The organism is Streptomyces sp. NPDC031479 (assembly GCF_055581065.1).
Genome location: NZ_JBVIKC010000018.1, coordinates 57,695 through 77,490 on the forward strand (window position 1 = coordinate 57,695; position 19,796 = coordinate 77,490).

31 protein-coding genes are annotated in these 19,796 nt (G+C 65.7%); all 31 read left to right on the forward strand.

The features are described 5' to 3' along the window. The first annotated feature begins 9 nt into the window (after nt 1-9). A complete protein-coding gene (fusA, locus tag ACZ5D2_RS21330; protein ID WP_030230624.1) occupies nt 10-2,142 on the forward strand; it encodes an elongation factor G in 2,133 nt (710 codons plus the stop codon). A gap of 148 nt (nt 2,143-2,290) precedes the next feature. Next, the gene (gene tuf, locus ACZ5D2_RS21335) at nt 2,291-3,484 is read left to right on the forward strand and encodes an elongation factor Tu (protein ID WP_266841135.1); all 1,194 of its coding nucleotides are present in this window, start codon (nt 2,291-2,293) and stop codon (nt 3,482-3,484) included. Nucleotides 3,485-3,662: 178 nt separating this feature from the next. Then, nucleotides 3,663-4,856, forward strand: coding sequence for a hypothetical protein (locus ACZ5D2_RS21340; protein ID WP_468931119.1), 1,194 nt, complete (start codon nt 3,663-3,665; stop codon nt 4,854-4,856). A gap of 477 nt (nt 4,857-5,333) precedes the next feature. Continuing rightward, the gene (gene rpsJ, locus ACZ5D2_RS21345) at nt 5,334-5,642 is read left to right on the forward strand and encodes a 30S ribosomal protein S10 (RefSeq protein ID WP_003948644.1); all 309 of its coding nucleotides are present in this window, start codon (nt 5,334-5,336) and stop codon (nt 5,640-5,642) included. A 14-nt stretch (nt 5,643-5,656) separates the two neighbouring features. Continuing rightward, nucleotides 5,657-6,301: a 50S ribosomal protein L3 gene (gene rplC / locus ACZ5D2_RS21350; RefSeq protein ID WP_008739720.1), complete on the forward strand. Its 645-nt coding sequence runs from the start codon at nt 5,657-5,659 to the stop codon at nt 6,299-6,301. Between the two features lie 4 nt (nt 6,302-6,305). Next, nucleotides 6,306-6,956: a 50S ribosomal protein L4 gene (rplD, locus tag ACZ5D2_RS21355; RefSeq protein WP_266841138.1), complete on the forward strand. Its 651-nt coding sequence runs from the start codon at nt 6,306-6,308 to the stop codon at nt 6,954-6,956. Next, complete coding sequence (gene rplW, locus ACZ5D2_RS21360; RefSeq protein WP_215023440.1) at nt 6,956-7,279, forward strand: 50S ribosomal protein L23; 324 nt, start codon at nt 6,956-6,958, stop codon at nt 7,277-7,279. The genes rplD and rplW overlap by 1 nt, the downstream gene beginning before the upstream one ends. Nucleotides 7,280-7,318: 39 nt before the next feature. Beyond that, nucleotides 7,319-8,155 carry a 50S ribosomal protein L2 gene (rplB, locus tag ACZ5D2_RS21365; protein WP_008739715.1) on the forward strand — a complete coding sequence of 279 codons (837 nt, stop codon included), beginning with the start codon at nt 7,319-7,321 and terminating at the stop codon, nt 8,153-8,155. A 12-nt stretch (nt 8,156-8,167) separates the two neighbouring features. After that, entirely contained in the window at nt 8,168-8,449 is a 282-nt protein-coding gene (gene rpsS / locus ACZ5D2_RS21370; RefSeq protein ID WP_008739713.1) for a 30S ribosomal protein S19, read from the forward strand. A gap of 43 nt (nt 8,450-8,492) precedes the next feature. Beyond that, entirely contained in the window at nt 8,493-8,840 is a 348-nt protein-coding gene (rplV, locus tag ACZ5D2_RS21375) for a 50S ribosomal protein L22 (protein ID WP_007265904.1), read from the forward strand. After that, complete coding sequence (gene rpsC, locus ACZ5D2_RS21380; protein ID WP_007265905.1) at nt 8,840-9,679, forward strand: 30S ribosomal protein S3; 840 nt, start codon at nt 8,840-8,842, stop codon at nt 9,677-9,679. The genes rplV and rpsC overlap by 1 nt, the downstream gene beginning before the upstream one ends. 5 nt (nt 9,680-9,684) lie before the next feature. Next, a complete protein-coding gene (rplP, locus tag ACZ5D2_RS21385) occupies nt 9,685-10,104 on the forward strand; it encodes a 50S ribosomal protein L16 (RefSeq protein WP_030026326.1) in 420 nt (139 codons plus the stop codon). Next, the gene (rpmC, locus tag ACZ5D2_RS21390; RefSeq protein ID WP_008739703.1) at nt 10,104-10,328 is read left to right on the forward strand and encodes a 50S ribosomal protein L29; all 225 of its coding nucleotides are present in this window, start codon (nt 10,104-10,106) and stop codon (nt 10,326-10,328) included. Before rplP ends, rpmC begins: the two co-directional genes overlap by 1 nt. Next, nucleotides 10,328-10,609, forward strand: a complete 282-nt coding sequence (gene rpsQ / locus ACZ5D2_RS21395; protein ID WP_030026328.1) for a 30S ribosomal protein S17 — start codon at nt 10,328-10,330, stop codon at nt 10,607-10,609. The genes rpmC and rpsQ overlap by 1 nt, the downstream gene beginning before the upstream one ends. A gap of 98 nt (nt 10,610-10,707) precedes the next feature. Beyond that, complete coding sequence (gene rplN, locus ACZ5D2_RS21400) at nt 10,708-11,076, forward strand: 50S ribosomal protein L14 (RefSeq protein WP_003956455.1); 369 nt, start codon at nt 10,708-10,710, stop codon at nt 11,074-11,076. 2 nt (nt 11,077-11,078) lie between these two features. Next, on the forward strand, nt 11,079-11,402 hold the full coding sequence (gene rplX, locus ACZ5D2_RS21405; protein ID WP_030230645.1) for a 50S ribosomal protein L24: 324 nt from the start codon (nt 11,079-11,081) through the stop codon (nt 11,400-11,402). Further along, nucleotides 11,402-11,953 (forward strand): 50S ribosomal protein L5, encoded by a 552-nt coding sequence (rplE, locus tag ACZ5D2_RS21410; RefSeq protein WP_030154702.1) that lies wholly within the window; start codon nt 11,402-11,404, stop codon nt 11,951-11,953. The genes rplX and rplE overlap by 1 nt, the downstream gene beginning before the upstream one ends. 5 nt (nt 11,954-11,958) lie before the next feature. Then, nucleotides 11,959-12,144 (forward strand): type Z 30S ribosomal protein S14, encoded by a 186-nt coding sequence (locus ACZ5D2_RS21415; protein ID WP_003956452.1) that lies wholly within the window; start codon nt 11,959-11,961, stop codon nt 12,142-12,144. Nucleotides 12,145-12,367: 223 nt separating this feature from the next. Next, nucleotides 12,368-12,766 carry a 30S ribosomal protein S8 gene (gene rpsH / locus ACZ5D2_RS21420; protein WP_007265911.1) on the forward strand — a complete coding sequence of 133 codons (399 nt, stop codon included), beginning with the start codon at nt 12,368-12,370 and terminating at the stop codon, nt 12,764-12,766. Between the two features lie 20 nt (nt 12,767-12,786). After that, the gene (gene rplF / locus ACZ5D2_RS21425; RefSeq protein WP_266841143.1) at nt 12,787-13,326 is read left to right on the forward strand and encodes a 50S ribosomal protein L6; all 540 of its coding nucleotides are present in this window, start codon (nt 12,787-12,789) and stop codon (nt 13,324-13,326) included. Nucleotides 13,327-13,328: 2 nt separating this feature from the next. Continuing rightward, a complete protein-coding gene (rplR, locus tag ACZ5D2_RS21430) occupies nt 13,329-13,712 on the forward strand; it encodes a 50S ribosomal protein L18 (RefSeq protein WP_030026334.1) in 384 nt (127 codons plus the stop codon). A 45-nt stretch (nt 13,713-13,757) separates the two neighbouring features. Then, nucleotides 13,758-14,360, forward strand: coding sequence for a 30S ribosomal protein S5 (rpsE, locus tag ACZ5D2_RS21435; protein WP_266841145.1), 603 nt, complete (start codon nt 13,758-13,760; stop codon nt 14,358-14,360). Continuing rightward, a complete protein-coding gene (rpmD, locus tag ACZ5D2_RS21440; RefSeq protein WP_005313525.1) occupies nt 14,360-14,542 on the forward strand; it encodes a 50S ribosomal protein L30 in 183 nt (60 codons plus the stop codon). Before rpsE ends, rpmD begins: the two co-directional genes overlap by 1 nt. A gap of 2 nt (nt 14,543-14,544) precedes the next feature. Continuing rightward, a complete protein-coding gene (gene rplO / locus ACZ5D2_RS21445) occupies nt 14,545-15,000 on the forward strand; it encodes a 50S ribosomal protein L15 (protein WP_030154704.1) in 456 nt (151 codons plus the stop codon). A 188-nt stretch (nt 15,001-15,188) separates the two neighbouring features. Next, nucleotides 15,189-16,502 carry a preprotein translocase subunit SecY gene (gene secY / locus ACZ5D2_RS21450; RefSeq protein WP_371677128.1) on the forward strand — a complete coding sequence of 438 codons (1,314 nt, stop codon included), beginning with the start codon at nt 15,189-15,191 and terminating at the stop codon, nt 16,500-16,502. Continuing rightward, complete coding sequence (locus ACZ5D2_RS21455) at nt 16,502-17,149, forward strand: adenylate kinase (RefSeq protein ID WP_356218038.1); 648 nt, start codon at nt 16,502-16,504, stop codon at nt 17,147-17,149. The genes secY and ACZ5D2_RS21455 overlap by 1 nt, the downstream gene beginning before the upstream one ends. A gap of 92 nt (nt 17,150-17,241) precedes the next feature. Next, complete coding sequence (gene map / locus ACZ5D2_RS21460; RefSeq protein ID WP_371677127.1) at nt 17,242-18,093, forward strand: type I methionyl aminopeptidase; 852 nt, start codon at nt 17,242-17,244, stop codon at nt 18,091-18,093. A gap of 138 nt (nt 18,094-18,231) precedes the next feature. After that, complete coding sequence (infA, locus tag ACZ5D2_RS21465) at nt 18,232-18,453, forward strand: translation initiation factor IF-1 (protein ID WP_003956442.1); 222 nt, start codon at nt 18,232-18,234, stop codon at nt 18,451-18,453. A 73-nt stretch (nt 18,454-18,526) separates the two neighbouring features. Then, nucleotides 18,527-18,640 carry a 50S ribosomal protein L36 gene (gene rpmJ / locus ACZ5D2_RS21470; RefSeq protein WP_003956441.1) on the forward strand — a complete coding sequence of 38 codons (114 nt, stop codon included), beginning with the start codon at nt 18,527-18,529 and terminating at the stop codon, nt 18,638-18,640. Between the two features lie 197 nt (nt 18,641-18,837). Continuing rightward, the gene (rpsM, locus tag ACZ5D2_RS21475; protein WP_007265919.1) at nt 18,838-19,218 is read left to right on the forward strand and encodes a 30S ribosomal protein S13; all 381 of its coding nucleotides are present in this window, start codon (nt 18,838-18,840) and stop codon (nt 19,216-19,218) included. 54 nt (nt 19,219-19,272) lie between these two features. Further along, entirely contained in the window at nt 19,273-19,677 is a 405-nt protein-coding gene (gene rpsK, locus ACZ5D2_RS21480; protein WP_003956432.1) for a 30S ribosomal protein S11, read from the forward strand. Nucleotides 19,678-19,796: the final 119 nt, after the last annotated feature.

A 19,796-nucleotide genomic window follows, 5' to 3' on the forward strand; every position in this document is an offset into this window, starting at 1 on the left:
TGAGCCGATATGGCTACCACTTCGCTTGACCTGGCCAAGGTGCGCAACATCGGCATCATGGCCCACATCGACGCGGGCAAGACGACCACCACCGAGCGCATCCTGTTCTACACCGGTGTGTCGTACAAGATCGGTGAGGTCCACGACGGCGCTGCCACGATGGACTGGATGGAGCAGGAGCAGGAGCGTGGTATCACCATCACGTCTGCCGCTACCACCTGCCACTGGCCGCTCGAAGATGTTGACCACACCATCAACATCATCGACACCCCGGGTCACGTCGACTTCACCGTCGAGGTGGAGCGTTCGCTCCGCGTCCTCGACGGCGCCGTCACCGTGTTCGACGGTGTGGCCGGCGTCGAGCCGCAGTCCGAGACCGTTTGGCGTCAGGCGGACCGCTACGGCGTGCCGCGCATCTGCTTCGTCAACAAGCTCGACCGCACCGGCGCCGAGTTCCACCGCTGCGTCGAGATGATCAAGGACCGCCTCGGTGCGGTTCCGATCGTCATGCAGCTCCCCATCGGTGCCGAGGCCGACTTCCAGGGTGTCGTCGACCTCGTCACGATGAAGGCGTTCGTCTGGTCCGCCGAGGCGACCAAGGGCGAGATGTACGACATCGTCGACATCCCGGCCACGCACACCGAGGCCGCTGAAGAGTGGCGCGGCAAGCTGGTCGAGACCGTCGCCGAGAACGACGACGAGATCATGGAGCTCTTCCTGAACGGCGACGAGCCGTCCGTGGAGCAGCTGCACGCCGCCGTCCGTCGCATCATCCTCGGCTCCGGCAAGGGCAAGGGCGAGCCCACGATCACCGCGGTGTTCTGTGGCACGGCGTTCAAGAACAAGGGCGTCCAGCCCCTGCTCGACGCCGTCGTCCGCTACCTGCCCTCGCCCCTGGACATCGAGGCCATCGAAGGCCACGACGTCCGGGACCCCGAGGTCGTCGTGAAGCGCAAGCCTTCCGACGAGGAGCCCCTCGCGGCGCTGGCGTTCAAGATCATGAGCGACCCGCACCTCGGCAAGCTCACCTTCGTCCGGGTTTACTCGGGCCGCCTGGAGGCCGGCACTGCGGTGCTGAACTCCGTCAAGGGCAAGAAGGAGCGCATCGGCAAGATCTACCGCATGCACGCGAACAAGCGTGAGGAGATCGACTCGGTGGGCGCCGGCGACATCGTCGCCGTCATGGGCCTGAAGCAGACCACCACCGGTGAGACGCTGTGTGACGACAAGAACCAGGTGATCCTGGAGTCCATGGACTTCCCGGCCCCGGTCATCCAGGTCGCCATCGAGCCCAAGTCCAAGGGTGACCAGGAGAAGCTGGGTGTCGCCATCCAGCGTCTCGCGGAGGAGGACCCCTCCTTCCACGTTCACTCGGACGAGGAGACGGGCCAGACCATCCTCGGCGGTATGGGCGAGCTGCACCTCGAGGTGCTGGTCGACCGTATGAAGCGCGAGTTCAAGGTCGAAGCCAACGTCGGCAAGCCGCAGGTCGCGTACCGCGAGACCATCCGCGGCACCGTCGAGCGTCACGACTACACCCACAAGAAGCAGACCGGTGGTACCGGTCAGTTCGCCAAGGTGCAGATCGCGATCGAGCCCATCACCGAGGCTGACGGTCCGGCGTACGAGTTCGTGAACAAGGTCACCGGTGGCCGCGTGCCGAAGGAGTACATCCCTTCGGTCGACGCCGGTGCGCAGGAAGCCATGCAGTTCGGCATCCTGGCCGGCTACGAGATGACGGGCGTCCGCGTCACGCTTCTCGACGGTGGCTACCACGAGGTCGACTCCTCCGAGCTCGCCTTCAAGATCGCCGGTTCGCAGGCCTTCAAGGAGGCCGCGCGCAAGGCGTCCCCCGTGCTCATGGAGCCGATGATGGCCGTCGAGGTCACCACGCCCGAGGACTACATGGGTGACGTCATCGGCGACATCAACTCCCGCCGTGGCCAGATCCAGGCCATGGAGGAGCGCCACGGCGCTCGCGTCGTCAAGGGCCTCGTGCCCCTCTCGGAGATGTTCGGCTACGTCGGAGACCTCCGCAGCAAGACCTCGGGTCGCGCCAGCTACTCGATGCAGTTCGACTCCTACGCCGAGGTTCCCCGGAACGTCGCTGAGGAGATCATCGCGAAGGCCAAGGGCGAGTAACTCTTCCGAGTACACGTTTTAGGCTTGCCACCGGAGCCTCTGGGGCAACAGGAGTAATCTCCCGTTGCCCCGGGGGAACCGGCTATCCAGCAAAGATCACCTGGCGCCGATGATTCAAGGCGTACAGAACCACTCTCAGGAGGACCCCGTGGCGAAGGCGAAGTTCGAGCGGACTAAGCCGCACGTCAACATCGGCACCATCGGTCACATTGACCACGGTAAGACGACCCTCACGGCCGCCATTACCAAGGTGCTGCACGACAAGTACCCGGACCTGAACGCGGCCTCGGCGTTCGACCAGATCGACAAGGCTCCCGAGGAGCGCCAGCGCGGTATCACCATCTCCATCGCGCACGTCGAGTACCAGACCGAGGCGCGTCACTACGCCCACGTCGACTGCCCGGGTCACGCTGACTACATCAAGAACATGATCACCGGTGCCGCCCAGATGGACGGTGCCATCCTCGTGGTCGCCGCCACCGACGGCCCGATGCCGCAGACCAAGGAGCACGTGCTCCTGGCCCGCCAGGTCGGCGTTCCGTACATCGTCGTCGCCCTGAACAAGGCCGACATGGTGGACGACGAGGAGATCCTGGAGCTCGTCGAGCTCGAGGTCCGTGAGCTGCTCTCCGAGTACGACTTCCCGGGCGACGACCTGCCGGTCGTCCAGGTCTCCGCGCTCAAGGCGCTCGAGGGCGACAAGGAGTGGGGTGACAAGCTCCTCGGCCTGATGGACGCCGTGGACGAGGCCATCCCGACCCCGCCGCGTGACACCGAGAAGCCGTTCCTGATGCCCGTCGAGGACGTCTTCACGATCACCGGTCGTGGCACCGTCGTCACCGGCCGCATCGAGCGTGGTGTCCTCAAGGTCAACGAGACCGTCGACATCATCGGCATCAAGACCGAGAAGACCACCACCACGGTCACCGGCATCGAGATGTTCCGCAAGCTGCTCGACGAGGGCCAGGCCGGCGAGAACGTCGGTCTGCTCCTCCGTGGCATCAAGCGCGAGGACGTCGAGCGCGGCCAGGTCATCATCAAGCCCGGTTCGGTCACGCCGCACACCGAGTTCGAGGCCGCCGCGTACATCCTGTCGAAGGACGAGGGTGGCCGTCACACCCCGTTCTTCAACAACTACCGCCCGCAGTTCTACTTCCGTACCACGGACGTGACCGGCGTCGTGACCCTCCCCGAGGGCACCGAGATGGTCATGCCGGGCGACAACACCGACATGACGGTCGCGCTGATCCAGCCGGTCGCCATGGAGGAGGGCCTGAAGTTCGCCATCCGTGAGGGTGGTCGTACCGTGGGCGCCGGCCAGGTCACCAAGATCACGAAGTAATTTCGTGCTCTGACCTGGTAGCTCGCGCGAGCGGGCACCATGTTCGGCAGAAGGGCCCCTTCCCCACCGCTCCGGCGGCGGGGGAGGGGCCCTTCTCCGTACCCGCGTAAAGGCCATGTAAAGGCCCTGTGAGAGGCTCATCCGCAGTTCGGTACAGGGAACGTTCAGGGTGGGACACATGGGGCAGCAGGACGACGGCAGACCCGGCATCTCCGACGAGGAGTGGGCCCGCTTCAGCGAGCAGGTCGCACGGGAGTCCGCGGACGCTCCGAAGGAGCCGTCGGCGCGGGCGCGGATGGTGACCGAGCGGCTGCGGCGTGAGGACGAGGAGCGGGCGCGGGCGGCCCGGAGCGGGCGGTTCGGGCGTCGGCCGAAGCCGGGGCGAAACGATCCGCCGGGGTGGCGGACCGGGCCGGCGTGGCAGGAGATGGAGGGCCGGGGGAAGGGCAAGCGGCGGCTCAAGGCGGCTGCCGCGATCGTTTTCATCGCGGCGCTCGCGCTGGTCGCCGTACGGCCGGAGCTGGTGATCGACAAGCTGACGGGCAAGGCCGAAGCCCGTGAGGGGGCCGCCAAGGCCGCCCCACTGCCGGCGGAGACCGCCCGTCCGACCGCGGCCCCGGAGGCCGTGTACCCCGACCGGCCGACGCTGAAGGACCCCTTCCGGGGCTCGCCGGCCCTCCAGTGGGCGGATGGCGCCGCCGGTATCGAGGCGCCGGAGGCGACGGAGGTCGGCGGGGTGTCCCGGGACCAGGTCGCGGACGCGCTGGCGAAGGCGAAGCAGTTCCTGATCGCCGCCAACCTGGACCCCGCGGCGCTGCGGGGCGGGCGGCCCGAGGCAGCGCTGAAGCTGCTGGACCCGCAGGACGAGGAGCTGCGTAAGGAGCTGGAGGCCTCCCTCGACCGGCCGACGCGCGAGCAGGACCCGCTGGACCTGTTCACCCGGTACGACCCGGCCGAACTGAAGCCCGTGGGCGACGTCGTCAAGGTGCGGGGCCGGATGTGGGTGGAGCCGGGGGAGAAGCCCGGACAGGCGGAGGTGAAGGCGGACTACTCCTTCGTCTACCCCTTCGTGAAGGTCAAGGGGAACCCGGAGGACGTCGCGAGAACCATCGTGCGGCGCGAGATCACCTTCTCGGTCGCCGACCCGGCCAAGTGGCGGGGGGCGCCCGGCGCGCTGCGGCTCGCGGCTTTCCAGCCGGACATCGCCAACAGCGCCTGTGACCGGTACGACGGGTACGTGCACCCGTCCTTCTTCTCGGACCCGGCCGACAGTGGACCGACCCCTTCCGGCGCGCCGGTCGACCCGTACGACCGCAGCAAGAGCCTCGCAACGGGCCGGCAGGAGGGCTGCGGGAGCGCTTCCCGCTCGTGATCAGGGGTCCGGCCTGGGAGAACCCCGCCGGGGAAGCGTCGCGCCGTGGTTTGACGTGATCGCGCGGCGGGGTATTCTCTTCCGCCCGATTGGCCAGGTACGTGTCTCGTATGGCAGACTACTCAAGTTGCTCGGTTGAGTGCCGATGCTGTGCGCCTCCCGCCGGGAGGACCGGAAGCGAGTCCCACAGTACTCGTCGTCCTTAATCTGCCTTTCGGGGCAGCAATGAGGGCGGACGTACGGGAATCTTCTGGGAAGTGTCAGCAGGGTGCTTGCCAGGCACTCGGTGGGTGTTTCTCCCCCGATGCGCGGTCCGGGACCGCATCCCCTTGGACGAGGGAATTTCCGTATGGGAATTTTCTGTAGAGGGTGTGCGACACGCCCGACCGCGTGGGTCGGAGAGAAGCCGCGGGATCCGTCCCGCAGCCGACCGAGCGCCAGAGCGTTTCCACATACAGACAGGACTACGGAGTAGCCATGGCGGGACAGAAGATCCGCATCCGGCTCAAGGCCTACGACCACGAGGTCATCGACTCCTCGGCGAAGAAGATCGTCGAGACGGTGACCCGCACTGGTGCGTCGGTCGCAGGCCCGGTGCCGCTGCCCACTGAGAAGAACGTGTACTGCGTCATCAAGTCGCCGCACAAGTACAAGGACTCGCGCGAGCACTTCGAGATGCGCACGCACAAGCGCCTGATCGACATCCTCGACCCGACGCCCAAGACCGTTGACTCGCTGATGCGCCTGGACCTTCCGGCCGGCGTTGACATCGAGATCAAGCTCTGAGAGGCGTCGAGAAGATGGCAAAGCAGATCAAGGGCGTCCTGGGCGAGAAGCTCGGCATGACCCAGGTCTGGGACGAGAACAACCGTGTCGTCCCGGTCACCGTGGTCAAGGCCGGACCTTGCGTCGTTACCCAGGTCCGTACGAACGACATCGACGGCTACGAGTCGGTCCAGATCGCCTTCGGCGAGATCGACCCGCGCAAGGTGAACAAGCCCCTCAAGGGCCACTTCGCCAAGGCCGACGTCACCCCGCGCCGCCACCTGGTGGAGCTCCGCACCTCCGACGCCAGCGAGTACACGCTCGGCCAGGAGATCACCGCCCAGGTGTTCGAGTCCGGCGTCAAGGTTGACGTCACGGGCAACAGCAAGGGCAAGGGCTTCGCCGGTGTCATGAAGCGGCACAACTTCCGGGGCCTCGGCGCCGGTCACGGTGTGCAGCGCAAGCACCGCTCCCCCGGTTCGATCGGTGGCTGCGCCACCCCTGGGCGTGTCTTCAAGGGCATGCGCATGGCCGGTCGCATGGGTAACGAGCGCGTCACCACCCAGAACCTGACCATCCACGCGGTTGACGCGGAGAAGGGTCTGCTGCTCATCAAGGGCGCGGTCCCCGGTCCGAACGGCGGCCTCGTCCTGGTCCGTACCGCGGCCAAGGGGGCTTGAGGTAATGAGCACCATTGACATCCTTTCGCCGGCAGGCGACAAGGCCGGTACCGTCGAGCTCCCCGCGGAGATCTTCGACGCCAAGACCAGCGTTCCGCTGATCCACCAGGTCGTTGTCGCTCAGCTGGCTGCTGCCCGTCAGGGCACGCACAAGACCAAGACCCGTGGCGAAGTCCGTGGTGGTGGCCGCAAGCCGTACCGCCAGAAGGGCACCGGCCGCGCCCGTCAGGGTTCGACCCGCGCTCCGCAGTTCGCCGGCGGTGGCGTCGTCCACGGCCCGCAGCCGCGTGACTACTCGCAGCGGACCCCGAAGAAGATGAAGGCCGCCGCCCTCCGCGGTGCCCTCTCGGACCGTGCGCGTCACTCCCGCATCCACGTCGTCACCGGCGTGGTCGAGGGTGCCGCCTCCACGAAGGCCGCCAAGACGCTGTTCGGCAAGATCTCGGAGCGCAAGAACCTGCTCCTGGTCGTCGACCGCAGCGAAGAGGCCGCGTGGCTGTCCGCCCGCAACCTGCCCCAGGTTCACATCCTGGAGCCGGGCCAGCTGAACACGTACGACGTGATCGTCTCTGACGACGTGGTCTTCACTCAGGCCGCTTTCGAGTCCTTCGTGTCTGGCCCCAAGGCCGATGAGACCGAAGGGAGCGACGCGTAATGTCTGACGCGACCGTTACCAGCAAGACCTTCACCGACCCGCGCGACCTGCTGATCAAGCCGGTTGTCTCGGAGAAGAGCTACGCGCTGCTCGACGAGAACAAGTACACGTTCATCGTCGCGCCCGGCTCGAACAAGACCCAGATCAAGCAGGCTGTGGAAGCGGTCTTCTCGGTCAAGGTCACCGGGGTCAACACGATCAACCGTCAGGGTAAGCGCAAGCGCACCAAGACCGGTTTCGGCAAGCGCGCTGACACCAAGCGCGCCATCGTGACCCTCGCTGAGGGCGACCGAATCGACATCTTCGGCGGCCAGGCCTCCTAACGGAGGTCTAGTCGTCCGGAATCGGACGAGGACTGAGAAATGGGTATCCGCAAGTACAAGCCGACGACCCCGGGCCGTCGTGGCTCCAGCGTCGCCGACTTTGTCGAGATCACGCGGTCCACGCCGGAGAAGTCGCTGGTTCGCCCGCTGCACAGCAAGGGCGGCCGTAACAACACCGGTCGGATCACCGTTCGCCACCAGGGTGGTGGACACAAGCGCGCCTACCGCGTGATCGACTTCCGTCGTCACGACAAGGACGGCGTGCCGGCCAAGGTCGCGCACATCGAGTACGACCCCAACCGCACCGCGCGCATCGCGCTCCTGCACTACGCGGACGGCGAGAAGCGCTACATCATCGCGCCGAAGGCTCTGAAGCAGGGCGACCGGATTGAGAACGGCCCCACGGCCGACATCAAGCCCGGTAACAACCTTGCGCTCCGCAACATCCCGGTCGGTACCACGATCCACGCGATCGAGCTCCGTCCCGGTGGCGGCGCCAAGTTCGCGCGTTCGGCTGGTGCCTCCGTGCAGCTGCTGGCGAAGGAGGGCACCATGGCCCACCTCCGCATGCCGTCGGGCGAGATCCGTCTCGTCGACGCGCGCTGCCGCGCCACGGTCGGCGAGGTCGGCAACGCCGAGCAGTCGAACATCAACTGGGGCAAGGCCGGCCGCATGCGCTGGAAGGGCGTTCGCCCGTCCGTCCGCGGTGTCGCGATGAACCCGGTTGACCACCCGCACGGTGGTGGTGAGGGCAAGACCAGTGGTGGTCGCCACCCGGTCTCCCCGTGGGGTCAGAAGGAGGGTCGTACTCGCTCGCCGAAGAAGGCTTCGAGCAAGTACATCGTCCGCCGCCGCAAGACGAACAAGAAGCGCTAGGAGCGGGTTTAGATGCCGCGCAGTCTCAAGAAGGGGCCCTTCGTCGACGACCACCTCGTAAAGAAGGTGGACGTCCAGAACGAAGCCGGCACCAAGAACGTCATCAAGACCTGGTCCCGTCGCTCGATGATCATCCCCAGCATGCTGGGTCACACCATCGCGGTGCACAACGGCAAGACCCACGTCCCGGTGTTCGTCACCGAGTCGATGGTCGGCCACAAGCTCGGCGAGTTCTCGCCGACTCGCACCTTCCGCGGCCACGTCAAGGACGACCGGAAGTCGAAGCGCCGCTAAAGGCGGGGTGGTTACGACTATGACTTACACCGAAGGGACAACCATGGAAGCCAGGGCCCAGGCGCGGTACATCCGCGTCACGCCCATGAAGGCCCGCCGAGTGGTGGACCTTATCCGTGGCATGGATGCCACGGAGGCTCAGGCGGTCCTGCGTTTCGCCCCGCAGGCCGCGAGCGTGCCGGTCGGCAAGGTGCTTGACAGCGCCATTGCCAACGCCGCACACAACTACAACCACCCGGACGCCTCCACGCTGGTCATCAGCGAGGCGTACGTGGACGAGGGCCCGACCCTGAAGCGGTTCCGTCCGCGTGCCCAGGGCCGTGCCTACCGGATCCGCAAGCGGACCAGCCACATCACCGTGGTCGTCAGCAGCAAGGAAGGTTCCCGGTAATGGGCCAGAAGGTAAACCCGCACGGGTTCCGGCTCGGCATCACCACCGACTTCAAGTCGCGTTGGTACGCCGACAAGCTGTACAAGGACTACGTCAAGGAAGACGTCGCCATCCGTCGGATGATGACGTCCGGCATGGAGCGCGCCGGCATCTCGAAGGTTGAGATCGAGCGCACCCGTGACCGCGTGCGTGTGGACATCCACACCGCTCGTCCGGGCATCGTCATCGGCCGCCGTGGCGCCGAGGCCGACCGCATCCGCGGTGACCTCGAGAAGCTCACGGGCAAGCAGGTCCAGCTGAACATCCTCGAGGTCAAGAACCCCGAGCTCGACGCTCAGCTGGTTGCCCAGGCCGTTGCCGAGCAGCTCTCCTCCCGCGTCTCCTTCCGTCGTGCCATGCGCAAGAGCATGCAGGGCACGATGAAGGCCGGCGCCAAGGGCATCAAGATCCAGTGCGGCGGTCGCCTCGGCGGCGCCGAGATGTCCCGCTCCGAGTTCTACCGCGAGGGTCGTGTGCCGCTGCACACGCTGCGCGCGAACGTGGACTACGGCTTCTTCGAGGCCAAGACCACCTTCGGCCGTATCGGTGTGAAGGTCTGGATCTACAAGGGCGACGTCAAGAACATCGCCGAGGTTCGCGCCGAGAACGCTGCGGCCCGTGCGGGTAACCGCCCGGCCCGTGGTGCCGGCGCTGGCGACCGTCCCGCCGGCCGTGGTGGCCGTGGTGGCGAGCGCGGCGGCCGTGGTGGCCGCAAGCCGCAGCAGGCTGCTGGTGCCGAGGCCCCCAAGGCCGACGCTCCCGCCGCCGCTCCGGCTGAGAGCACCGGAACGGAGGCCTGACCGACATGCTGATCCCTCGTAGGGTCAAGCACCGTAAGCAGCACCACCCGAAGCGCCGCGGTATGGCCAAGGGCGGTACTGAGGTCTCGTTCGGCGAGTACGGTATCCAGGCGCTCACCCCCGCCTATGTCACGAACCGCCAGATCGAGGCGGCTCGTATCGCGATGACCCGCCACATCAAGCGTGGCGGCAAGGTCTGGATCAACATCTACCCGGACCGTCCGCTGACGAAGAAGCCGGCCGAAACCCGCATGGGTTCCGGTAAGGGTTCTCCCGAGTGGTGGATCGCGAACGTGCACCCGGGCCGGGTCATGTTCGAGCTGTCCTACCCGAACGAGAAGATTGCTCGTGAGGCGCTCACCCGCGCTGCTCACAAGCTTCCGATGAAGTGCCGGATTGTTCGGCGCGAGGCAGGTGAGTCGTGATGGCGACGGGAACCAAGGCGTCCGAGCTGCGTGAGCTCGGCAACGAGGAGCTCGTTGGCAAGCTGCGCGAGGCCAAGGAGGAGCTGTTCAAGCTCCGCTTCCAGGCGGCCACGGGTCAGCTGGAGAACAACGGCCGGCTCAAGTCCGTCCGTAAGGACATCGCTCGCATCTACACCCTGATGCACGAGCGTGAGCTCGGTATCGAGACGGTGGAGAGCGCCTGATGAGCGAGAAGAACGTGACTGAGACGAACGAGCGCGGCTTCCGCAAGACCCGTGAGGGTCTCGTCGTCAGCGACAAGATGGACAAGACCGTCGTCGTCGCCGTCGAGGACCGCGTCAAGCACGCGCTGTACGGCAAGGTCATCCGCCGTACGAACAAGCTCAAGGCTCACGACGAGCAGAACGCTGCCGGCGTCGGCGACCGCGTCCTCATCATGGAGACGCGTCCGCTGTCGGCGAGCAAGCGCTGGCGCATCGTCGAGATCCTCGAGAAGGCCAAGTAATTTCTTGAAGGGGTAACCCTTCAAGTTCGTTCCGCCAGGCTCGGTCGGGGCTTCTCTGAAGCCCCGGCCGGGAACCGGCAGACAAACAGGAGATAGACGTGATCCAGCAGGAGTCGCGACTGCGTGTCGCCGACAACACTGGTGCCAAGGAGATCCTTTGCATCCGTGTTCTCGGTGGCTCCGGTCGCCGCTACGCGGGCATCGGTGACGTCATCGTCGCCACCGTCAAGGATGCGATCCCCGGTGGCAACGTGAAGAAGGGTGACGTCGTCAAGGCGGTCATCGTTCGCACCGTCAAGGAGCGCCGCCGCCAGGACGGCTCGTACATCCGCTTCGACGAGAACGCCGCCGTCATTCTGAAGAACGACGGCGACCCTCGTGGCACCCGTATCTTCGGCCCCGTCGGCCGTGAGCTGCGCGAGAAGAAGTTCATGAAGATCATCTCGCTCGCGCCGGAGGTGCTGTAAGCATGAAGATCAAGAAGGGCGACCTGGTCCAGGTCATCACCGGTAAGGACAAGGGCAAGCAGGGCAAGGTCATCGCGGCCTTCCCCGCCAACGACCGCGTCCTCGTCGAGGGTGTCAACCGGGTCAAGAAGCACACCAAGGCCGGCCAGACCGCTGGTGGCTCGCAGACCGGTGGCATCGTGATCACCGAGGCGCCGATCCACGTCAGCAACGTTCAGCTGGTCGTGGAGAAGGACGGCCAGAAGGTCGTCACCCGCGTCGGTTTCCGCTTCGACGACGAGGGCAACAAGATCCGCGTTGCCAAGCGGACGGGTGAGGACATCTGATGGCTACCACTCCGCGTCTCAAGACGAAGTACCGCGAGGACATCGCGGGCAAGCTGCGTGAGGAGTTCTCCTACGAGAACGTCATGCAGATCCCCGGCCTCGTGAAGATCGTGGTCAACATGGGTGTGGGCGACGCCGCCCGCGACTCCAAGCTGATCGACGGCGCCATCCGCGACCTGACGACGATCACCGGTCAGAAGCCGGCCGTCACGAAGGCCCGCAAGTCCATCGCGCAGTTCAAGCTGCGTGAGGGTCAGCCGATCGGCTGCCACGTCACCCTCCGTGGTGACCGCATGTGGGAGTTCCTGGACCGTACGCTGTCGCTCGCGCTGCCGCGTATCCGTGACTTCCGTGGTCTGTCGCCGAAGCAGTTCGACGGCCGTGGCAACTACACCTTCGGTCTCACGGAGCAGGTCATGTTCCACGAGATCGACCAGGACAAGATCGACCGTACCCGGGGTATGGACATCACCGTGGTCACCACGGCGACCAACGACGCTGAGGGCCGCGCGCTCCTTCGTCACCTCGGCTTCCCCTTCAAGGAGGCGTAAGCGAGATGGCGAAGAAGGCTCTCATCGCGAAGGCTGCCCGCAAGCCCAAGTTCGGTGTGCGTGCGTACACCCGCTGCCAGCGCTGCGGTCGTCCCCACTCCGTGTACCGCAAGTTCGGCCTGTGCCGCGTCTGCCTTCGTGAGATGGCTCACCGTGGCGAGCTGCCGGGCGTGACCAAGAGCTCCTGGTAACTCCCCCTGGTCCGCAAGGACTTGGGAAGTTCCAGAGACTCTCGGTAAGCATCTGGTCGGTGGGTGCCCAGCTCCGCATGCCGTAGGCTTGTGGGGTTGGGCGTCCGCCGCCCTAATCGACTTACTACGCCGTAGGTCCCCGCACCGCACCCGTCCCGCCACTGAGCGGGGAGAGGGATGGCGCATACAGGAAACCCCGGCGAGAGAGGCCGAAGGCCACTTCATGACCATGACTGACCCGATCGCAGACATGCTCACGCGTCTGCGTAACGCTAACTCGGCGTACCACGACACCGTCGTGATGCCGCACAGCAAGATCAAGTCGCACATCGCAGAGATCCTCAAGCAGGAGGGTTTCATCACCGGCTGGAAGGTCGAGGACGCCGAGGTCGGCAAGAACCTCGTCCTCGAGCTGAAGTTCGGGCCGAACCGTGAGCGCTCCATCGCGGGCATCAAGCGGATCTCGAAGCCCGGTCTGCGCGTGTACGCGAAGTCCACCAACCTGCCGAAGGTCCTCGGCGGCCTGGGCGTGGCGATCATCTCCACGTCCCACGGTCTCCTGACCGGCCAGCAGGCAGGCAAGAAGGGCGTAGGTGGGGAAGTCCTCGCCTACGTCTGGTAGTCGGGAACGGAGGAAAAGCAATGTCGCGAATCGGCAAGCTCCCCATCCAGGTTCCCGCCGGTGTGGACGTCACCATCGTTGGCCAGACGGTCGCCGTGAAGGGCCCCAAGGGTTCCCTCACGCACACCGTCAAGGCGCCGATCGAGATCGTCAAGGGTGAGGACGGCGTTCTGAACGTCACCCGCCCGAACGACGAGCGTCAGAACAAGGCCCTGCACGGCCTGTCCCGCACGCTGGTGGCGAACATGATCACCGGCGTGACCACGGGTTACGTCAAGGCGCTCGAGATCAGCGGTGTCGGTTACCGCGTCGCCGCGAAGGGCTCCGACCTGGAGTTCCAGCTTGGTTACAGCCACCCGATCCTGATCGAGGCGCCCGAGGGCATCTCCTTCAAGGTCGAGTCGCCCACCAAGTTCTCGGTCGAGGGCATCGACAAGCAGAAGGTCGGCGAGGTCGCCGCCAACATCCGCAAGCTGCGGAAGCCCGACCCGTACAAGGCCAAGGGTGTCAAGTACGCCGGCGAGGTCATCCGCCGCAAGGTCGGAAAGGCTGGTAAGTAGCCATGGCATACGGTGTGAAGATCGCCAAGGGCGACGCGTACAAGCGCGCTGCCAAGGCTCGCCGCCACATCCGCATCCGCAAGAACGTCTCGGGTACGGCGGAGCGTCCGCGCCTCGTCGTGACGCGTTCGAACCGCAACATCGTTGCTCAGGTCATCGACGACCTCCAGGGTCACACCCTGGCGTCCGCGTCGACCCTGGACGCTTCGATCCGCGGTGGCGAAGGCGACAAGAGCGCCCAGGCCCAGGCTGTCGGCGCGCTCGTCGCCGAGCGTGCCAAGGCTGCGGGTGTCGAGACCGTCGTGTTCGACCGCGGTGGCAACCGATACGCCGGGCGCATTGCCGCTCTGGCTGACGCCGCCCGCGAAGCCGGGCTGAAGTTCTAAGCCCCGGTTCCGGGACTCACGGACGTAACAGAGAGAGGTAATCCAATGGCTGGACCCCAGCGCCGCGGAAGCGGTGCCGGTGGCGGCGAGCGGCGGGACCGGAAGGGTCGCGACGGTGGTGCTGCCGTCGAGAAGACCGCTTACGTTGAGCGCGTTGTCGCGATCAACCGCGTCGCCAAGGTTGTCAAGGGTGGTCGCCGCTTCAGCTTCACCGCGCTGGTCGTGGTGGGCGACGGTGACGGCACTGTAGGTGTCGGTTACGGCAAGGCCAAGGAAGTTCCCGCGGCCATTGCCAAGGGTGTCGAGGAAGCCAAGAAGAACTTCTTCAAGGTTCCGCGCATCCAGGGCACCATCCCGCACCCGATCCAGGGCGAGAAGGCGGCCGGCGTTGTCCTGCTGAAGCCTGCTTCCCCCGGTACCGGTGTTATCGCCGGTGGCCCGGTGCGCGCCGTTCTGGAGTGCGCCGGCGTTCACGACATCCTGTCGAAGTCCCTGGGCTCCGACAACGCGATCAACATCGTGCACGCGACCGTGGCGGCCCTCCAGGGCCTGCAGCGTCCCGAGGAGATCGCGGCTCGCCGTGGTCTGCCCCTCGAGGACGTCGCCCCCGCGGCTCTCCTTCGTGCGCGTGCTGGGGCGGGTGTCTAATGGCCCGCCTCAAGATCACGCAGACGAAGTCGTACATCGGCAGCAAGCAGAACCACCGCGACACGCTGCGTTCGCTCGGGCTCAAGCGCCTGAACGACGTCGTCGTCAAGGAGGACCGCCCCGAGTTCCGCGGAATGGTTCACACCGTCCGCCACCTCGTGACGGTTGAGGAGGTTGACTAATCATGGCTGAGAACAGCCCGCTGAAGGCCCACAACCTCCGTCCCGCCCCCGGCGCCAAGACCGCGAAGACCCGTGTCGGTCGTGGTGAGGCGTCGAAGGGTAAGACGGCCGGTCGTGGTACGAAGGGCCAGAAGGCCCGCTACCAGATCCCGCAGCGCTTCGAGGGTGGGCAGATGCCCCTCCACATGCGCCTGCCGAAGCTCAAGGGCTTCAAGAACCCGTTCCGCACCGAGTTCCAGGTTGTCAACCTGGACAAGCTCGGCGCTCTCTACCCCGAGGGTGGAGAGGTCACGGTGGCCGACCTGGTCGCCAAGGGCGCGGTTCGCAAGAACAGCCTCGTCAAGGTCCTGGGCCAGGGCGAGATCTCCGTGGCGCTGACGGTTTCGGTTGACGCCGTCTCCGCCTCCGCCAAGGAGAAGATTGCCGCTGCCGGCGGCACCGTCACCGAGCTCGTCTAAGACGAAACCTCAGTGACAAATAGCTAGAAACCCGACCGGGGATGCCTCACATATGGGGCATCCCCGGTTGGTCGTTCCACGGGGGGCGCAGACGCCGGTAAGGTGGCCTGCACCTTTGCTCGTACGTATTCGTCGATCCCTCAGACCGTCACCTCTGACGCAGTAGCGCGGGGGTCGCAGGAGGCACCGTGCTCACCGCGTTCGCCCGGGCGTTCAAGACGCCCGACCTGCGCAAGAAGCTGCTCTTCACGCTCGGCATCATCGTGCTGTATCGGCTCGGGTCCCACATCCCGGTACCCGGCGTGAGCTACAAGAACGTTCAGATCTGTGTCGACTCGATGGGCACCAGCAACAGCCTCTTCGGTCTCGTCAACATGTTCAGCGGCGGTGCGCTGCTGCAGATCACGATCTTCGCGCTCGGCATCATGCCGTACATCACCGCCAGCATCATCCTGCAGCTGCTGACCGTGGTCATCCCGAAGCTGGAGAACCTCAAAAAAGAGGGACAGTCCGGCACGGCGAAGATCACTCAGTACACGCGCTATTTGACGGTCGCGCTCGCGATCCTGCAGGGCACCGGCCTGGTCGCCACCGCGCGTACCGGTGCTCTGTTCGGTAGCTGCCCGGTCGCTCGGGAGATCGTCCCGAACCCCACGATCTTCACCACGGTCGTCATGGTGATCACCATGACCGCCGGCACCTGTGTCGTCATGTGGCTCGGTGAGCTCATCACCGACCGCGGCATCGGCAACGGCATGTCGATCCTCATGTTCATCTCCATCGCCGCCGGTTTCGTCGGCGCGCTGTGGACGATCAAGCTCCAGGGCAAGATCGCTGGAGGCTGGGTCGAGTTCGGCGTGGTCATCCTGGTCGGTCTCGCGATGGTCGCCCTGGTGGTCTTCGTCGAGCAGGCGCAGCGCAGGATCCCTGTTCAGTACGCCAAGCGCATGATCGGCCGCCGGGCTTATGGCGGTACGTCCACCTACATCCCGCTCAAGGTGAACCAGGCCGGTGTCATCCCGGTCATCTTCGCCTCGTCGCTGCTGTACATCCCGGCGCTGATCGTGCAGTTCAGCGGCTCGCAGGCCGGCTGGGCGACCTGGATCCAGAAGCACTTCGTCAAGGGCGACCACCCGTACTACATCGCCGCCTACTTCCTCCTGATCGTCTTCTTCGCGTTCTTCTACGTGGCGATCTCGTTCAACCCCGAGGAAGTTGCCGACAACATGAAGAAGTATGGTGGGTTCATCCCGGGCATCCGCGCCGGCCGGCCTACCGCCGAGTACCTGAGCTACGTACTCAACCGGATCACCTGGCCGGGGTCGCTGTACCTGGGTCTGATCGCTCTCGTGCCGACAATGGCGTTGGCAGGCTTCGGAGCGAACCAGAACTTCCCGTTCGGCGGGACGAGCATCCTCATCATCGTGGGTGTGGGTCTGGAAACCGTGAAGCAGATCGAGAGCCAGCTCCAGCAGCGCAATTACGAAGGGTTCCTCCGCTGATGCGAATCGTCCTCGTCGGACCTCCCGGTGCGGGCAAGGGAACGCAGGCCGCGTTCCTTGCCAAGAACCTGTCGATCCCGCACATCTCCACGGGCGACCTCTTCCGCGCCAACATCAGCCAGAACACGGAGCTGGGCCGGCGCGCGAAGGCGTTCATGGACGCCGGTGACCTCGTCCCCGACGAGATCACCATCGGCATGGCCAAGGACCGTATGGAGCAGGCGGACGCCGCGAACGGCTTCCTGCTCGACGGCTTCCCGCGCAACGTCTCCCAGGCCGAGGCGCTGGACGAGATGCTCACGGGTGCGGGCATGAAGCTCGACGCGGTCCTCGACCTGGAGGTCGAGGAGGACGAGGTCGTCAAGCGCATCGCGGGCCGGCGGATCTGCCGCCTGGACTCCTCGCACGTCTTCCACGTGACGTACGCGGCGCCGAAGGCCGAGGGTGTCTGCGACACCTGCGGCGGCGAGCTGTACCAGCGCGACGACGACTCCGAGGCCACGGTCCGCAACCGGCTGGAGGTCTACCACACGCAGACCGAGCCGATCATCGACTACTACAAGTCGCAGGGCCTCCTGGTGACGATCGCCGCCCTCGGTGAGGTGCACGAGATCACCAAGCGGGCGATGGACGCCCTCAAGAAGTAGTACCCCTGTCGTACAGGTACGGCCGCGGTGTCCCCAGGGCATCGCGGCCGTACTGTTGAGAAGACCCGTTTCGAAGCTGGAAGGCACGCCCCATGGTGCAGATCAAGACCCCCGAGCAGATCGCGAAGATGCGAGAGGCGGGGCTGGTCGTCGCCGCGATCCACGCGGCGACCCGCGAGGCGGCCGTACCGGGTGCCACCACGCGTGATCTGGACATGGTGGCCCGCAAGGTGATCGCGGACGCCGGGGCCAAGTCGAACTTCCTCGGCTACGGCGGCTTCCCCGCGACCATCTGCACCTCGGTGAACGAGGTCGTCGTCCACGGCATCCCGGACGACAAGACGGTCCTCAAGGACGGCGACATCATCTCCATCGACGCCGGGGCGATCGTGGACGGCTGGCACGGCGACGCGGCCTACACGGCCTTCGTGGGCACCGGACACGCTCAGGAGCTGGTCGAGCTCTCCCGGGTCACCGAGGAGTCCATGTGGGCCGGTATCGCGGCGATGAAGCTCGGCAACCGCCTGGTGGACATCTCGAAGGCGATCGAGACGTACATCAAGCGCCAGCCGCGGCCGTCCACCGGTGAGCACAGCCTCGGCAAGTTCGGGATCATCGAGGACTACGGCGGCCACGGCATCGGTTCCGAGATGCACATGGACCCGCACCTGCTGAACTACGTCTCGCGCAAGCGGGGCAAGGGGATCAAGCTGGTCCCGGGCCTCTGCCTGGCGATCGAGCCGATGGTCTCCCTGGGCACCGCCCAGACGGAGGTACTGGCGGACGACTGGACGGTCATCACGACGGACGGCACCTGGTCCTCGCACTGGGAGCACTCCATCGCCCTGACCGAGGCGGGTCCCATCGTCCTGACCAGCCCTGACTGTGGCAAGGCGAAGCTGGCGGAGTACGGGGTCACCACGGCTCCCGACCCCCTGGCGTAATGATCTACACTCTGGGGCAAACTTTCCGGATTCGTCTTTCTGGGTGCCCTGACGTAGACTGACTCGTCGGCTCTCGTGCACTTCCATGCCTGCATGGAGCGCGAGGCCGATCAAGGTAGCCGATTCGAAGGGCGAAGCGTGGCCAAGAAGCAAGGTGCCATCGAAATCGAGGGCACCGTGATCGAGTCCCTCCCGAACGCGATGTTCAAGGTGGAACTGCAGAACGGTCACAAGGTCCTCGCGCACATCAGCGGCAAGATGCGTATGCACTACATCCGCATCCTCCCGGATGACCGGGTCGTTGTGGAGCTGTCTCCGTACGACCTCACGCGTGGCCGGATCGTCTACCGATACAAGTAGATCTTGTCCTCACTCCTGCCTGGGCATCCGTCCCGGTGCGGGTGGTGGCACTGACCCGGAGAACCTCACCAACATGAAGGTCAAGCCGAGCGTCAAGAAGATCTGCGACAAGTGCAAGGTGATCCGCCGTCACGGTCGGGTCATGGTCATCTGCGACAACCTGCGCCACAAGCAGCGCCAGGGCTGACGCACGCCGACCGACCTGCCTTCCGCAGTTCTTCGCGCGACGTAAGAAAACGTACATACGCAGAACCCGCCCAGCCCTGAGAAGGGCCGGCGGCACCTCCGGCGGGGGCCGGGGACCCGGACGTACCACCACCCATCAGGGTGGTCGGCGGTCGGGAGTGGTTCTGCGGAAGACCCCCGAACACACAGGAGCCATTTGTGGCACGCGTTTCCGGTGTTGACATCCCGCGCGAAAAGCGCGTGGAGATCGCACTCACCTACGTCTTCGGTATCGGGCGCACCCGGTCCAAGGAGATCCTCGCCTCGACCGGCGTGAACCCGAACACCCGCGTTCGTGACCTGGCCGAAGAGGACCTCGTCAAGATCCGCGAGTACGTGGACGCCAACCTCCGTACCGAGGGTGACCTCCGCCGCGAGATCCAGGGCGACATCCGCCGCAAGATCGAGATCCAGTGCTACCAGGGTATCCGCCACCGTCGCGGCCTCCCGGTGCACGGTCAGCGCACCAGCACGAACGCGCGTACCCGCAAGGGCCCGCGTCGCGCGATCGCCGGTAAGAAGAAGCCGGGCAAGAAGTAGTCCTGTTCAGCGGTCTTGCGCTGTAGGACCGACCACCTCCCGTAGGAGATTTAGATGCCCCCCAAGGGTCGTCAGGGCGCTGCCAAGAAGGTGCGCCGCAAGGAAAAGAAGAACGTCGCTCACGGGCACGCCCACATCAAGAGCACGTTCAACAACACCATCGTCTCGATCACGGACCCCTCGGGCAACGTGATCTCCTGGGCCTCCGCCGGCCACGTCGGCTTCAAGGGCTCGCGCAAGTCCACCCCCTTCGCCGCGCAGATGGCCGCCGAGTCGGCCGCCCGCCGCGCGCAGGAGCACGGCATGCGCAAGGTCGACGTCTTCGTCAAGGGTCCCGGCTCCGGCCGTGAGACCGCGATCCGCTCCCTCCAGGCCACCGGCCTTGAGGTCGGCTCGATCCAGGACGTCACCCCCACCCCGCACAACGGCTGCCGCCCGCCCAAGCGCCGCCGCGTCTGACGCAGCGGACGCACCTGTGCGTTCTTGAGTGTCCGGGCGGTACGAACCCTTCACGGGGGACGTACCGCCCGTACCCTTGTTAGTCCGCAGCCCCGTGCTGCACCCGTCGGGCGTCAAAT